The following is a 13,440-nucleotide window of genomic DNA, read 5'->3' as shown; positions in this document are numbered from 1 at the left end:
CCGCCCCGCACCAGGGACTGAGACCCTCCCCACCCCGGACAGGAACTACCCCTGACCAGGGTGGGCACCCGCATACGGGAGAATCGAGGGACTCGTACAGAACCACGGGGAGGAACCGTGTCCGGATTCGTCGAAAAGCCCGAGCCTGTTGAGGTTCCGGGCCTGGTGCACCTGCACACCGGCAAGGTGCGCGCGCTGTACCAGAACGAGGCGGGCGACCTCGTCATGGTCGCGAGCGACCGTATGTCCGCCTACGACTGGGTGCTGCCCACGGAGATCCCCGACAAGGGCCGCGTCCTGACCCAGCTCTCGCTGTGGTGGTTCGACCAGCTCGCCGACCTGGTCCCCAACCACGTGCTCTCCACGGAGCTGCCGCCCGGTGCCCCCGCCGACTGGGCGGGCCGCACGCTGATCTGCAAGTCCCTGGAGATGGTCCCGGTCGAGTGCGTGGCCCGCGGCTATCTCGCGGGCTCGGGCCTGGTCGAGTACAACGACTCGCGCACCGTCTGCGGCCTCGCCCTGCCCGAGGGCCTGGTCAACGGCTCGGAGCTGCCCGCCCCGATCTTCACGCCCGCCACCAAGGCGGAGGTCGGCGAGCACGACGAGAACGTGAGTTACGAGGAAGTGGCCCGCCAGGTCGGCGCCGAGACCGCCGCCCAGCTGCGCCAGACGACCCTCGCGGTCTACGGCCGGGCCCGCGACATCGCCCGCGAGCGCGGCGTGATCCTCGCCGACACCAAGTTCGAGTTCGGCTTCGAGAGCGCGGAGTTGATCATCGCCGACGAGGTCCTCACCCCGGACTCCTCGCGCTTCTGGCCGGCCGACCAGTGGCAGCCGGGCCGCGCCCAGCCCTCGTACGACAAGCAGTACGTCCGCGACTGGCTGACCTCGCCCGCCTCCGGCTGGGACCGCACCGGCGAGCAGCCGCCGCCCGCGCTCCCGCAGGATGTGGTGGACGCCACGCGCGCGAAGTACGTCGAGGCGTACGAGATGCTGACGGGCACCGCCTGGTAGCCGACGCACGCAGGCGCCCGCGGACCCACGCGGACGCACGAAGAAGGCCCCGGTCTATGTGACCGGGGCCTTCTCTCTGGAGCGGACGACCAGGTTCGAACTGGCGACCTCAACCTTGGCAAGGTTGCGCTCTACCAACTGAGCTACGTCCGCGCTGCGCCGTAAGCGCGAGGGCAACTATACCCAACCTCGCTCGCGTGCGAGACGCACTGCCGCATGACGGTTCTCGGCACCGGTCTTCGAGACGGCCGACGAGAGGTAGTTGCGGACCGTCCCCTGGGAGAGCGCGGCCCGCTCGGCGATCTCCGCGACGGGCGCCCCGTCGGCGGCGAGCTCCAGGACCTCGGCCTCGCGGGCGGTGAGCGGGGAGTCCCCGGCGGAGATCGCGTCGGCGGCCAACTCCGGGTCCACATAACGGTTTCCGTCGTGCACCGTGCGGATGATCTCGGCGAGGCGCTGGGCGCTGACCGTCTTCGGCACAAACCCGCGCACACCCGCCTCAAGGGCCCGCTTGAGGTGGCCCGGCCGGCCGTGGCTGGTCACGATCATGGTCTGGCAGTCCGGGAGTTCGGCGCGCAGCGATGTGGCCACCCTCACACCGTCGGCGCCCGGCATCTGCAGATCGAGCACCGCGACGTCGGGCCGGTGGGCGCGGGCCATGGCGAGGGCCTCCGGCCCGGACGCGGCCTCGGCGACCACCGCGAGGTCGTCCTCCAGGGCGAGCAGGGCGGCCAGGGCGCCACGGATGAGGTGCTCGTCGTCGGCGAGCAGGATGCGCACGGTCACGCGACGCTCCGTTCCGAGGGCTGGTGCTCATGTCGTACGCGGGCGGGGCCGGGCTCCTGCTCCCGGTCGCCCGTCGAGTGGTCGCCCGTCGAGGGGTCTGCCGTCGAGCGGTCGCCCTCCGAGGGGTCCCGCTCCGGCAGGGGTACCTCCGCCGTCAGCAGGAACTCGGACTTCCCGGCCGGCCCCGCGGTCAGGGTGCCGGCCACGGAGGCGAGCCGCTCCCGCAGGCCCGCGAGCCCGGAGCCGCCGGAGCGGGCCGCCGTGGTCCCGGTGGCCTCGGGGACGCCGTCGTTCTCCACGGTCAGGACGGCCCGCTCGCCCTCGACCCGCAGGGTCACCCGGCACTGGGTGGGGTCGCCGTGCCGCAGCACATTGGTCGCCGCCTCGCGCACCACCCAGCCGAGCGCGGACTGCACCGTCGGGGGCAGCCCGTCGGCGAGGTCCGCCCCGGCCACCCGGCACTCGATCCCGGCGGCCGCCAACACACCCTGTGCGCCGACGAGTTCGGCTCCGAGCCCGGTGGCGCGGTAGCCCCGTACGACCTCACGGACCTCGCGCTGCGACTCCTGCGCGATGCGCTGGACCTCGACCATCTGGTCCACCGCCTCGGGCCGCCCGCGCCGGGCCAGCTGCACCGCGAGCTCGCTCTTGAGCGCGATGACCGCGAGGTTGCGGCCCATCACGTCGTGCAGGTCGCGCCCGAAGCGCAGCCGCTCCTCGGCGACCGCGAGCCGCGCCTCGACCTCGCGGGCCCGGACGGTCTCCCACATCACGGAGAGGGTCCAGGCGCCGCAGCGCGAGCAGAGCAGGGCGAGGAGGGCGCCGAAGGCGAACGGGCCCGCCACCAGGACGAGCCGCTCGTCGCGCGACCCGACCGCGGCGAAGGCGGCCACGAGCACGGCGTCGAGGGCCAGCATGCGCAGCATGTACGTCCGGATCGGCACGGTGAGGCAGTACGCCCCGCCGAAGGGCAGGACCGGGAACATCACGATGAGGCCGAGCAGCCCGTCCTTCATGCCGTGCACCGCTTCGAGCGCCACGAGGAGGGCGAGCGTGATGCCCATCAGGGCGGCCGACACGACGAGGTCGCGACGCGCCTCGGCCTCGTTGCCACGGCCGAGGAAGCGGTCGAGCGAGCGCCGCACGGTGTAGTTGACGTGCACGCACTGGGCCGCGCCCACGGCGAGCAGGGCCCCGCCGACGGCGAGCGGCGCGGGCTCGTGGCGCAGCGCGGGCGCCAGGGGCAGGGCGCCGTAGCAGGCGAAGAAGATCCACGGCACGAGGTGCCACATGATCACGCTCTGCAGCTCGACCTTCTCGACCTTGCTCCGCTCGTGCCAGCCGCGCCGCACGCCCCACATCCGCCCGACCACCTCGGTTTCCTTCCCCTTCAGCGCCGCGGTTCCCAGCGGAACCACCGCTGACCAGCAAACACCGCGAGGACGATCCAGGCCACCGCCACGGCGAGCGCGCCCAGCGCCCCGGCCGCCGACAGGTCCCCGGTCCAGCCGCCGCGCACCAGCTTGATCACCGGCGACATCGGCAGCAGTTCAAGGACGGAGGCGAGCTTGTCGGGCATGACTTCGAGCGGGATGAACAGGCCCGAGCCCAGCATGGAGATGAACATCAGCGGCATCGTCAGGACCTGAGCGGACTCGGTGCTCCGGCTGAAGGACGAGGTGACGGCCGCGAGCGCGGTGAAAAGGACGAGCCCGGCGAGCAGCCCCAGGACGGCGAAGTGGGGCGCCTTGGGCGCACCCGCGCCGAGCAGCGCCGAGCACGCGACGGCGAGCAGCAGGCACTGGCCCACCGCGATGGCGAGCGAGGGCAGCGCGGCCCCGGCGAGGATCTCCGGGTCCCGCAGCTCCCCGGTGCGCAGCCGCTTCAGTACGAGTTCCTCGCGCCGGGCCACGAAGACGCTGGTCACGGTGGCGTAGACGGCGAAGAGCAGCGAGAAGCCGATCCCGGCGGGCAGCACGACCGAGTCGGTGCTGAGCCCGGCGGCCTCCAGATCCATCCCGGACGTCGCCGAGTTGACGCTGACCGGCATCACCAGGGGCACGACGAGTGCCGCGAAGAGGGTGCCCTTGTTCCGCCCAAGCAGGGTGAGTTCGGCGCGCGCGAGGGCCCGCAGGCGCCCCGCCGCAGTCGTCCGCGCCGCCCCGCGCTCCGTGGCGACCGTCGTCGCGCTCATGCCGCCACCTCCGCCTTCGCCGTACCCATGTCCGCACCCGCTCCCGCTTCTGTCCCCTGCCCCTGACCGGCCTCCCGCGCGATCCGCAGGAACGCCTCCTCCAGCGAGGCCGCCCGCACATCGAGCCCGCCGAGCGCGATGTCCGCGTCCCGCGCCCACAACAGCAGCCCCGTGGCGGCCCGTTGCAGCTCGTTCGTGCGCAGCCGCACCCGGCGCCCCGTCATCTCGTGCCCGGTCACGCCGAGCTCCGCGAGCGGCGGCAGGTCGCCGAGGAAGTACCCCTCGGGCAGGTCGAAGGCCACGTGCGAGGGCTGCGCGGCGACGACGTCGGCGACGCGGCCCTCCGCCGCGATCCGCCCCTCGTGCAGGATCGCGAGCCGGTCGGCGAGCTGCTCGGCCTCTTCCAGGTAGTGCGTGGTGAGCAGCACGGTCGTGCCCTCGTCGCGCAGCGCCCGCACCAACTCCCAGGTCTCGCGGCGCCCTTCGGCGTCAAGGCCGGTCGTGGGCTCGTCGAGGAAGAGCACCTCGGGCCGCCCGAGCAGCGCGAGCGCCAGGTCGAGCCGCCGCTTCTCGCCGCCGGAGAGCTGCTTGACGCGCACCCCGTGGCGCTTGCCGAGCCCCACGATCTCCAGCGCCTCACCCACCGGCCGCGCCCCACTGGTGCAGCCGGCCCACATCCGTACGGTCTCCAGAACCGTCAACTCCGAGGGGAATCCGCCCTCTTGCAGCATCACCCCGATTCGGGGGCGCACCTCGGCGCGCTCGGTGTACGGGTTGCGCCCCAGCACCCGCACGCGCCCGGCGGCGGGGGCCGCGAGCCCTTCGAGGACTTCGAGGGTGGAGGTCTTGCCCGCCCCGTTGGTGCCGAGGAGCGCGAAGAGCTCCCCCCGGCCGACGGCGAACGAGATGCCCCGGACCGCCTCGAAACCTCCCCCGTACACGCGCCGTAGCTCGGACACGTCGATCACTTGGTCAGTCATGTGTCGAGCGTCCCCCGTGGATCGGGGCGCGGGCAGTGCGCGCTGTCACCGGCCCGCATGACAAATGTCAGAAGGCCGGGTCCGGCATGGTGCGCACATGTCGAAGGCCCCGGTCCAGTGGACCGGGGCCTTCGATCTGGAGCGAACGACGAGGTTCGAACTCGCGACCTCAACCTTGGCAAGGTTGCGCTCTACCAACTGAGCTACGTTCGCATTGCCTCCGACTGGCTCTCACCAATCGGCGCGTTCACCAGCCTACCGCACCCCGGAGGGTGGTCGGTCGGCGGTGCGGAGCGGGTGACAGGAATTGCACACTGCGCCTTCCCCCTGGAAGGGGGATGTTCTACTACTGAACTACACCCGCACGACTCCGTGAGGTCCGGCCTTTCGGCCTCGCCCCTCGGCGTGCTCCAGACTCTAGCTGACCAGCGGGGGTGCAATGCAAGTCGGCTGCTGGAGCCCGCTGTCGGAGTCCGGCCCGCGATGGACGGGGCCGGGTCAGTTGGCCGCTTCGAAGGCTTCGTAGATGCGCTTCGGGATGCGGCCGCGGGGCGGGACCTCCATCTGGTTCGAGCGGGCCCAGGCGCGCACCGCCGCCGGGTCGGGGCTCACCGCGGTGCGACGGAAGGTCTTGCCCGACTTCGACTGCTTGCGGGCGGCCTCGAGGTAGGGCGCCAGGCTCTTGCGCAGTTTCTTGGCATTGGTTTGGTTGAGGTCGATCTCGTACGACTTGCCGTCAAGTCCGAAGGCGATTGTTTCCGCCGCTTCCCCGCCGTCGATGTCGTCAAAGAGAGTGATCACGACACGCTGCGCCACGAATATCGGTCCCTTCGTGCGGCATCCCCACGTTGACGTGCGCTGATGCCGACTGTCCGGCTGTTTTGGGGCAAAGTATCGGCTAAAGCCAATTCCTTTGTACAGGGCCCGGCATTGCATTGTGAAGCCCGACTTAATCTGCCCGCGTGTCCGAGAGCAATGCGCGGGGGCGATTTTTTCCAAGTGTTTTCCGTGAAGGTGTCGTGTTCGACGTCTTCGTGGGTGTCCGAACGTGATGGCGGTCACGTAGGTTGCTACGAATCTACGCGAGTAGAAATTTTGTGCCGGTAGTCTGAAGGAACCTGCTCAGCGCACCGCAAGCAGCACATCGCAAGGACCACACACCGGGAGTGCCAGTGGCACGCGTCGTAGTCGACGTCATGCTCAAGCCGGAGATCCTCGACCCCCAGGGACAGGCGGTGCAGCGTGCGCTGCCGCGCCTCGGATTCCAGGGCATCTCCGACGTACGTCAGGGAAAGCGCTTCGAACTGGAAGTGGACGGGCCGGTGGACGACGCCGCGCTCGCCCGTATCCATGAGATGGCGGAGACCTTCCTCGCCAACACGGTGATCGAAGACTTCGTCGTAAAGGTCGAAGAGCTTCAAGAGGCCGCCGGGGGCGAGAAGTGACTGCTCGAATCGGAGTCGTCACTTTTCCCGGAACGCTCGACGACCGCGACACCCAGCGGGCCGTCCGGGTCGCCGGCGCCGAGGCCGTGCCGCTGTGGCACCGCGACAAGGACCTCAAGCAGGTCGACGCCGTGGTGCTGCCCGGTGGATTCTCGTACGGCGACTATCTGCGGGCCGGGGCCATTTCGCGCTTTTCGCCCGTCATGGAGTCGGTCATCGAGCAGGCCAGGGGCGGCATGCCGGTCCTCGGGATCTGCAACGGCTTCCAGGTCCTGACCGAGACGCATCTGCTGCCCGGCGCGATGCTGCGCAACAACCACCTGCACTTCATCTGCCGCGACCAGAAGCTGCGGGTCGAGACGGACCAGACCGCCTGGACCGCCGATTACGAGGCGGGCCAGGAGATCTCCGTCCCGCTCAAGAACATCGACGGCCGGTACGTCGCCGACGAGCGCACCCTCGACATGCTGGAGGCCGAAGGCCGCGTCGCCTTCCGGTACTTGGACATGAATCCGAACGGCTCGCTGCGGGACATCGCGGGCATCACGAACGAGGCGGGCAACGTCGTCGGGCTGATGCCGCACCCCGAGCACGCGGTCGAGCCGCTGGTCGGCACCGGTCGCACGGACGGCCTCGGGTTCTTCACCTCGATCCTCAAGAAGCTGGTCAGCGTATGACTCTCGACACCGTCAAGCACGCCGCCGAGACCCCCGAGTCCGCCCAGCCCTGGAAGGAGCTCGGCCTCAAGGAGGACGAGTACACCCGGATCAGGGAGATCCTCGGCCGCCGCCCCACCGGCGCCGAACTCGCCATGTACTCCGTCATGTGGAGCGAGCACTGCTCGTACAAGAGCAGCAAGGTCCATCTGAAGCAGTTCGGCGAGAAGGCCCCCGAGAGCGACGCCATGCTGGTGGGCATCGGGGAGAACGCCGGTGTCGTGGACGTCGGCCAGGGCTACGCGGTCACCTTCAAGGTCGAGTCGCACAACCACCCCTCGTACATCGAGCCCTACCAGGGCGCGGCGACCGGCGTCGGCGGCATCGTCCGCGACATCCTCGCGATGGGCGCGCGCCCGGTCGCCGTCGTGGACCCGCTGCGCTTCGGTGCCGCCGAACACCCGGACACCAAGCGGGTGTTGCCGGGTGTCGTCGCCGGCATCGGCGGCTACGGCAACTGTCTGGGGCTGCCCAACATCGGCGGCGAGGTCGTCTTCGACTCCTGCTACCAGGGCAACCCGCTGGTCAACGCCGGCTGCATCGGCGTCATGAAGCACGAGGACATCCACCTCGCGCAGGCGTCGGGACCCGGCAACAAGGTCATCCTGTACGGGGCCAGGACCGGCGGCGACGGCATCGGCGGCGTCTCCGTGCTGGCGAGTGAGACCTTCGAGTCGACCGGTCCGGCCAAGCGGCCCGCCGTCCAGGTCGGCGACCCCTTCCAGGAGAAGCTCCTCATCGAGTGCACCCTGGAGATCTTCCGGGAGAAGCTCGTCGCGGGCATCCAGGACCTGGGCGGTGCCGGACTGTCGTGTGCCACCAGCGAGTTGGCGTCGGCCGGTTCCGGCGGCATGCGCGTCGAGCTCGACACCGTTCCGCTGCGCGACTCCTCCCTCTCGCCCGAGGAGATCCTCATGAGCGAGTCGCAGGAGCGGATGTGCGCGGTGGTCGAGCCGCAGCACGTGGACCGCTTCATGGAGATCTGCGAGAAATGGGACGTCATCGCCACCGTCATCGGTGAGGTCACCGAGGGCGAGCGCCTGGAGATCTTCTGGCACGGCGAGCAGATCGTGGACGTCCCGCCGCGCACGGTCGCCCACGAGGGCCCGGTCTACCACCGCCCGTACGAGCGTCCGCAGTGGCAGGACGCACTGCAGGCGGACGATGCGGGCAAGCTGCCCCGACCGGCGACTTCGGCCGAGCTCAAGGACCAGGTCCTGAAGCTCGTCGCGTCGCCGAACCAGGCGTCCAAGGCGTGGATCACCGACCAGTACGACCGCTTCGTGCAGGGCAACACGGTGCTCGCGCAGCCCGAGGACGCGGGCATGGTCCGCATCGACGAGGAGTCCAACCTCGGCGTCGCGATGGCCACCGACGGCAACGGCCGGTACGCGAAGCTCGACCCGTACACGGGCGCGCAGCTGGCCCTCGCGGAGGCGTACCGGAACGTGGCGACGACCGGCGCCAAGCCGCTCGCGGTCTCGGACTGCCTGAACTTCGGCTCGCCCGAGGACCCCGCGGTGATGTGGCAGTTCGCCGAGGCGACCCGTGGACTCGCGGACGCCTGCCTGGAGTTGGGCACCCCCGTCACCGGCGGCAACGTCTCGCTGTACAACCAGACCGGTGACACCGCGATCCACCCGACCCCGGTCGTGGCCGTGCTCGGCGTCATCGACGACGTCACGCGCCGCACGCCCGTCGCCTTCACGGAAGAGGGCCAGCTCCTCTACCTGCTGGGCGACACCCGGGAGGAGTTCGGCGGCTCGGCCTGGTCCCAGGTCGTCCACGACCACCTCGGCGGCCTGCCGCCCCGGGTCGACCTGGAGCGGGAGCGGCTGCTCGGCGAGATCCTGATCTCCGCCTCCCGCGACGGCATGATCGACGCGGCGCACGACCTCTCGGACGGCGGCCTGGTGCAGGCGGTCGTGGAGTCCTGCCTGCGCGGCGGGAAGGGCGCGCGGCTCGTCGTGCCGGACGGGCTCGACGCCTTCACCTTCCTGTTCAGCGAGTCGGCCGGGCGCGCGGTCGTCTCGGTGCCGCGCAGCGAGGAGCTCCGCTTCACCGACATGTGCGGGGCGCGGGGCCTGCCGGTCGCGCGCATCGGCGTTGTCGACGGTGAATCGGTGGACGTGCAGGGCGAGTTCGCGCTGTCGCTGAGCGAGCTGCGGACGGCGCACGAGGAGACGGTCCCGGGCCTGCTCGCCTGATCCGCCTCCGCTGGAGCCCCCGCTTGGACCTGGTCCGGGCGGGGGCTTCGTCGTGTCCGGGCCGCCGTCGGCCGTCGAGCTTGCTTGTGTTTACGTAATTACGTAATCTCTCAGTCATGGATCTGGAAGAGCGGGTCGCCGAGCTCGAACGGCGCGTGGCGGCACTGGAGAGCGCGGACGAGGCCGCGCCCCCGGTCGGTGAGGGTGACTTCTGGGCCCTCGACGCGCTGAAGGCACGCCACCCGGTGTCCGACGACGCGGACGGCGCCGTCCTGTTCACCGGAGCGGTGCGCGTGCCGACGGGGCACCGGTACGAGTGGCAGTACGGCCTGCTCACCGAGACGGTGTTCGAGGGCGACTGGTCCGAGGTGGCCGAGTCCTTCGCCGCGCTCGGGAACCCCGTACGGCTGCGGCTGTTGAAGGAAATCCTCGACGGCAAGCGCACGGCCGCCGAACTGGCCTCCCTGGAGGGCGTCGGGACGACCGGCCAGATCTACCACCACCTGCGCCAACTGACCGGCGCGGGCTGGCTGCACACGCCGGGGCGGGGCCGCTATGAGGTCCCGGCGGGCCGGGTGGTGCCGCTGCTGGTCGTGCTGACCGCTGCCCGACCGGTGACCTGACGGTCGCCTGACCTGACGGTCGCCCGACCGGTGACCCGACCGCATTCCGCACGAGGGGGAACTTCATGTCCGTACGCCAACGCAAGATCGCCGCCGTGGCCCAGCGGGTGCTGTGGCTGGTCTTCTTCGTCCAGTTCGTCGTCCAGTGGTTCGTGGACCTGCCGTACAACTACTGGGTGAGCTGGCTGCCCGCGCTCGGCGCCATCGCCCTCACCCTCGCGACCTCGCGGTCCACCCGGCAGCAGATCGCGGCACAGCCCCCGGCGCCGGTCGAGGTCGAGGCCCCGGTCACCGGCCGCTGGTCCGCCCTCAACAGCCCGGCCACCAAGGTGCCCAGCCACGGCACCCACCAGTTCGGCCAGACCTACGCCATCGACATCACGGCCGAGCCCGCCGAGGGCCCCGCCCGCCCCGCCCCCGTCTGGTTCTGGCCCGTCGCCCGGCACCCCCGTGACTACCCCGCCTTCGGGGCGCCGCTGCGCGCGGGGGCCGACGCCACCGTCGTGCACGCGGAGGACGGCCAGCGCGACCACCTCAGCCGCAGCTCCCTCGCCGGGGTGCTGTACTTCTGGCTGGCCGAGGGCATCGTCCGCAGCGTCGGCGGCACGCGCCGCATCGTCGGCAACCACATCGTCCTCGACCTGGGTGACGGCACGTACGCCATGTACGCCCATGTCCGCCAGGGCTCCCTCAAGGTCCGCGCGGGCGACAAGGTTCTCGCCGGCCAGGAGCTCGCGGAGTGCGGGAACTCCGGCAACTCCACCGAGCCGCACGTCCACTTCCAGCTCATGGACGGCCCGGACCTGGACTCCGCGCGCGGGGTGCCGTTCCGGTGGCGGGGGGTCGGGGTGCCCGCGAACAAGGAGGTGTTCACGGCCGGAGAGCGGGCTGAGGCCGCACCTCAGCCGGAGGTTCCGGCTCGTTGACCGGGTTGCGGGAACCGGGAAGCCGCAGCGCCAGCAGCGTCCCGAGCACCATCACCCCGCCCCGCACAGGAACACCACGTTCGTCGCGGAGACGAAGGCCCGCACCGCCTCGCCGTGCGGGCCTCCCGTGAGCCCGGCGATGGCGCTGACCTCGCCGCCAGGACCGTCCGCCGCGTACAGCCGCAGCAGCAGCGTCCCGAAGACGGCGCTGCCCAGCGCGTTGCCCAGGGTCTGGAAGAAGCGGATGCCCGTCGTGGCGACCCCCAGCTGGTGGCGCGGCGCCGCGTCCTGCACCAACTGGATGAGCTGCCCGATGAGTTGGCCGAAGCCGGTGCCCGCGAGCAGCAGCCCGGCCCGGACCAGCCACAGCGAGGTGTCCGTCGCGATCGTGGCGAGCAGGCCGAAGGCGAGCGCCGAGGTGAGCGTGCCGCTGACGGTGAACGTCCGCGCGGACCAGCCGCGTTCGGCGAGGCGGCCCGAGAGCAGCCCGACCGCCGTCATGCCGACCGCCATCGGGATCAGGTAGAGCCCGGCCGCCGAGCTCGAGATGCCGCGCGCCACCTGGAGGTAGAGCAGCACGTAATAGATGACGCACATCATCGCGGCGCCCTGCAGCCCCTGGATCGCGAAGCCCCGGCGCAGCTGCGGGATGCGGAACATGGAGAGGGGCAGGACGGGTTCGGCGGCCTTCGCCTGCCGCCACAGGAACAGGGCGAGCGCCGCCGCCCCCGAGCCCCTGCACCGCGCGGGCCGCGATCAGCTGCCCCATCGACTGGGCGGCGCCGCAGAGCGCGGAGCCGAGCAGGAAGACCGCGACCGCGCCGGTGAAGACGCGCTGGGGGCCGAACACGTCGCAGAGCCTGCCGTACAGCGGGAGCATCGCGGCGCTCGCCAGCGCATCGGCGCTCACCAGCCAAGGGATCTTGTCGCCCTCGCGCTCCCGAGCTCTTACAGTGCCGCCATGGCTGAGGAGCGGGAGCAGGCGCAGGCGCAGGCAAAGGGTCAGGAGATGGGGCTGCGCGAGCGCAAGAAGAAGCAGACGGCGCTGCGGATCCGGCGGGCCGCGCTGCAGCTCTTCGTCGAGCGCGGCTACGACAAGGTGTCCGTCGCGGAGACCGCCGAGGCCGCCGAGGTGTCGAAGATGACCGTCTTCAACTACTTCGGGACCAAGGAGGACATCCTCGTCGCGCCCATGGAGGAGCACGTCGGCGACCCGGCCCGCGCGGTGCGCGAGCGGCGGCACGGGGAGCCGGCCGTCGACGCGGTGCGCCGCCAGTTCATGGAGCAGATCGCCGCGCGCGACGCCTCCGTCGGGCTCAGCGACAGCACAATCGCCGTCAAGCTGCGCCAACTCATCAGCGAGACACCGGCGTTGAGCCACCGGCTGCTCATCTTCCAGCTGCGCGGACTCCAGCTGCTCACCGAGGCCCTCGCGGAGGACACCGGCGACCCGCTGCTCGCGCGCGTCGCCGCGGGCCAGCTCCTCGGCGCCCGCAACGCGGTCATCATGGAGAACCAGCGCCGCACCCTCGCCGGCGACCCGCTGGACCAGGTCGCCGAGGACGCCGCGACGTATGCCGGACGCGCCTTCGACCTGGTGGAAAAGGGCCTGAAGGGGTACGCGGCGAAGCCTTAGTCTCGGACCCATGCCACCGGCCAAGAAGCGCACGCGCTCGTACGACTCCGCCAAGATCCGCCCCGCGGTCCTCGCCCAGTTCCGGCAGGTGCGCGACGCGGTCGCGACCCTCACGCCCGAGCAGCTCGCCCGGCCCACGCGGCTCGGGGACTGGACCGTGCGCGAGCTGGCCGTGCACCTGTCGATGGTGCTCGGCTCGGTCGTGCGCTACCTGGACGCGCCCGAGCCCCCGAAGCACGAAGTCCCGCTGCTGGACTGGCCGTTCGCGACCGAGTCCGCCGCGGCCCAGGTCGACGAGGACGTGCGCGAGCTGGTGGCGGGCGCCGGGCTCGACGAGCTGTTCGCGACGACGCTCGCCCGCATCGAGGAGGCCCTGCCCGCCGCCCCGGACGACCGCCTCGTGCCCTCCCGCTTCGGCGCCATGACGCTCGGCGACTTCATGGTCACCCGTACCGTCGAACTCATCGTGCACACCGACGACTTGAACGCCGCGGTGCCGGGCCTCGACGTCCCCTACGAGCGGCAGGCCGTCGCCGCCTGCACCCGCCTGCTCGCCGACGCCCTCGCGGTGAAGGCCCCCGGCGGCTCCACCGAGGTGCGCGTGCCGCCGTACGCCGTGGTGCAGTGCGTCGAGGGCCTGCGGCACACCCGCGGCACCCCGCCCAACGTGGTCGAGACGGACCCCCTGACCTGGATCCGGCTCGCGACCGGGCGGGCCGGGTGGCGGGCGGAGCTGGACGCGGGGACGGTGCGGGCGAGCGGGGAGCGGGCGGACCTCGGGGCGCTGCTGCCGGTCATGAGCTGAGGCGGGGCTCGGCGGGGCCGACTGACATATCGGCCGGGCCCAACCGACGTATCGGCGGGGCCCAACTCACCTGGTGGAACCGGATTCCCCCCTCGCCCCGTCACACCG

At 71.3% G+C, this 13,440-nt stretch carries 14 protein-coding genes, 3 tRNA genes and 1 pseudogene; 8 read left to right on the top strand and 10 right to left on the bottom strand.

The features are described 5' to 3' along the window. Positions 1–117: 117 nt before the first annotated feature. Positions 118–1,014: a phosphoribosylaminoimidazolesuccinocarboxamide synthase gene (locus ACFWYM_RS02090; protein WP_384828917.1), complete on the top strand. Its 897-nt coding sequence runs from the start codon at positions 118–120 to the stop codon at positions 1,012–1,014. Positions 1,015–1,091: 77 nt separating this feature from the next. On the opposite strand, the gene ACFWYM_RS02085 is transcribed toward ACFWYM_RS02090, so the two are convergent. The 8 genes from ACFWYM_RS02085 to ACFWYM_RS02050 all read right to left on the bottom strand — a co-directional run bounded on the left by ACFWYM_RS02085 (position 1,092) and on the right by ACFWYM_RS02050 (position 5,790). Beyond that, positions 1,092–1,167: transfer RNA gene (locus tag ACFWYM_RS02085), tRNA-Gly, on the bottom strand. A 24-nt stretch (positions 1,168–1,191) separates the two neighbouring features. After that, complete coding sequence (locus ACFWYM_RS02080) at positions 1,192–1,800, bottom strand: response regulator (protein WP_384828916.1); 609 nt, start codon at positions 1,798–1,800, stop codon at positions 1,192–1,194. After that, complete coding sequence (locus ACFWYM_RS02075; protein WP_384828914.1) at positions 1,797–3,218, bottom strand: sensor histidine kinase; 1,422 nt, start codon at positions 3,216–3,218, stop codon at positions 1,797–1,799. Before ACFWYM_RS02075 ends, ACFWYM_RS02080 begins: the two co-directional genes overlap by 4 nt. After that, the gene (locus ACFWYM_RS02070) at positions 3,191–3,994 is read right to left on the bottom strand and encodes an ABC transporter permease (protein WP_384828912.1); all 804 of its coding nucleotides are present in this window, start codon (positions 3,992–3,994) and stop codon (positions 3,191–3,193) included. Before ACFWYM_RS02070 ends, ACFWYM_RS02075 begins: the two co-directional genes overlap by 28 nt. Beyond that, complete coding sequence (locus ACFWYM_RS02065) at positions 3,991–4,974, bottom strand: ATP-binding cassette domain-containing protein (protein ID WP_384828910.1); 984 nt, start codon at positions 4,972–4,974, stop codon at positions 3,991–3,993. The genes ACFWYM_RS02070 and ACFWYM_RS02065 overlap by 4 nt, the downstream gene beginning before the upstream one ends. Before the next feature lie 137 nt (positions 4,975–5,111). Continuing rightward, positions 5,112–5,187: transfer RNA gene (locus tag ACFWYM_RS02060), tRNA-Gly, on the bottom strand. Between the two features lie 79 nt (positions 5,188–5,266). Further along, positions 5,267–5,338, bottom strand: a tRNA-Gly gene (locus ACFWYM_RS02055). Positions 5,339–5,472: 134 nt separating this feature from the next. Next, a complete protein-coding gene (locus tag ACFWYM_RS02050; RefSeq protein ID WP_384828908.1) occupies positions 5,473–5,790 on the bottom strand; it encodes an Lsr2 family protein in 318 nt (105 codons plus the stop codon). A gap of 356 nt (positions 5,791–6,146) precedes the next feature. Between ACFWYM_RS02050 and purS the strand changes: the two genes are divergently transcribed. From purS to ACFWYM_RS02025, 5 genes are all read left to right on the top strand, one after another. After that, the gene (gene purS, locus ACFWYM_RS02045) at positions 6,147–6,419 is read left to right on the top strand and encodes a phosphoribosylformylglycinamidine synthase subunit PurS (protein WP_384828906.1); all 273 of its coding nucleotides are present in this window, start codon (positions 6,147–6,149) and stop codon (positions 6,417–6,419) included. Beyond that, the gene (purQ, locus tag ACFWYM_RS02040) at positions 6,416–7,096 is read left to right on the top strand and encodes a phosphoribosylformylglycinamidine synthase subunit PurQ (RefSeq protein WP_384828905.1); all 681 of its coding nucleotides are present in this window, start codon (positions 6,416–6,418) and stop codon (positions 7,094–7,096) included. Before purS ends, purQ begins: the two co-directional genes overlap by 4 nt. Continuing rightward, positions 7,093–9,342: a phosphoribosylformylglycinamidine synthase subunit PurL gene (purL, locus tag ACFWYM_RS02035; RefSeq protein WP_384828903.1), complete on the top strand. Its 2,250-nt coding sequence runs from the start codon at positions 7,093–7,095 to the stop codon at positions 9,340–9,342. Before purQ ends, purL begins: the two co-directional genes overlap by 4 nt. Positions 9,343–9,458: 116 nt before the next feature. Continuing rightward, positions 9,459–9,965 carry an ArsR/SmtB family transcription factor gene (locus tag ACFWYM_RS02030; RefSeq protein WP_384828901.1) on the top strand — a complete coding sequence of 169 codons (507 nt, stop codon included), beginning with the start codon at positions 9,459–9,461 and terminating at the stop codon, positions 9,963–9,965. Positions 9,966–10,030: 65 nt separating this feature from the next. Next, positions 10,031–10,891, top strand: coding sequence for a M23 family metallopeptidase (locus ACFWYM_RS02025; protein ID WP_384828899.1), 861 nt, complete (start codon positions 10,031–10,033; stop codon positions 10,889–10,891). Positions 10,892–10,942: 51 nt separating this feature from the next. Here the strand turns inward: ACFWYM_RS02025 and ACFWYM_RS02020 are convergent, their stop codons facing one another. Together ACFWYM_RS02020 and ACFWYM_RS02015 are read right to left on the bottom strand one after the other, a co-directional pair. After that, positions 10,943–11,551, bottom strand: coding sequence for an MFS transporter (locus ACFWYM_RS02020; RefSeq protein WP_384828898.1), 609 nt, complete (start codon positions 11,549–11,551; stop codon positions 10,943–10,945). A 102-nt stretch (positions 11,552–11,653) separates the two neighbouring features. Further along, a pseudogene (locus ACFWYM_RS02015) lies at positions 11,654–11,771 on the bottom strand (hypothetical protein); the annotation flags it as partial. A gap of 81 nt (positions 11,772–11,852) precedes the next feature. Here ACFWYM_RS02015 and ACFWYM_RS02010 point away from each other — a divergent pair. Next, positions 11,853–12,527 carry a TetR/AcrR family transcriptional regulator gene (locus ACFWYM_RS02010; protein WP_384828896.1) on the top strand — a complete coding sequence of 225 codons (675 nt, stop codon included), beginning with the start codon at positions 11,853–11,855 and terminating at the stop codon, positions 12,525–12,527. 10 nt (positions 12,528–12,537) lie between these two features. Then, positions 12,538–13,332: a sterol carrier family protein gene (locus tag ACFWYM_RS02005; protein WP_384828894.1), complete on the top strand. Its 795-nt coding sequence runs from the start codon at positions 12,538–12,540 to the stop codon at positions 13,330–13,332. Positions 13,333–13,440: the final 108 nt, after the last annotated feature.

The sequence above is a fragment of the Streptomyces sp. NPDC059009 genome (assembly GCF_042740175.1).
Taxonomy (GTDB): domain Bacteria; phylum Actinomycetota; class Actinomycetes; order Streptomycetales; family Streptomycetaceae; genus Streptomyces.
The sequence above is the reverse complement of the archived record's forward strand: the minus strand, read 5'-3'. Positions and strand labels throughout refer to the sequence as shown.

What these genes read in the sequence shown, in the direction of transcription:
- ACFWYM_RS02010 (WP_384828896.1), top strand. Translation starts at nt 11,853, where the DNA reads ATGGCTGAGGAGCGGGAGCAGGCGCAGGCGCAGGCAAAGGGTCAGGAG.
- ACFWYM_RS02020 (WP_384828898.1), bottom strand. Translation starts at nt 11,551, where the DNA reads ATGTTCCGCATCCCGCAGCTGCGCCGGGGCTTCGCGATCCAGGGGCTG.
- purL (WP_384828903.1), top strand. Translation starts at nt 7,093, where the DNA reads ATGACTCTCGACACCGTCAAGCACGCCGCCGAGACCCCCGAGTCCGCC.
- ACFWYM_RS02030 (WP_384828901.1), top strand. Translation starts at nt 9,459, where the DNA reads ATGGATCTGGAAGAGCGGGTCGCCGAGCTCGAACGGCGCGTGGCGGCA.
- ACFWYM_RS02070 (WP_384828912.1), bottom strand. Translation starts at nt 3,994, where the DNA reads ATGAGCGCGACGACGGTCGCCACGGAGCGCGGGGCGGCGCGGACGACT.
- ACFWYM_RS02005 (WP_384828894.1), top strand. Translation starts at nt 12,538, where the DNA reads ATGCCACCGGCCAAGAAGCGCACGCGCTCGTACGACTCCGCCAAGATC.
- ACFWYM_RS02065 (WP_384828910.1), bottom strand. Translation starts at nt 4,974, where the DNA reads ATGACTGACCAAGTGATCGACGTGTCCGAGCTACGGCGCGTGTACGGG.
- ACFWYM_RS02025 (WP_384828899.1), top strand. Translation starts at nt 10,031, where the DNA reads ATGTCCGTACGCCAACGCAAGATCGCCGCCGTGGCCCAGCGGGTGCTG.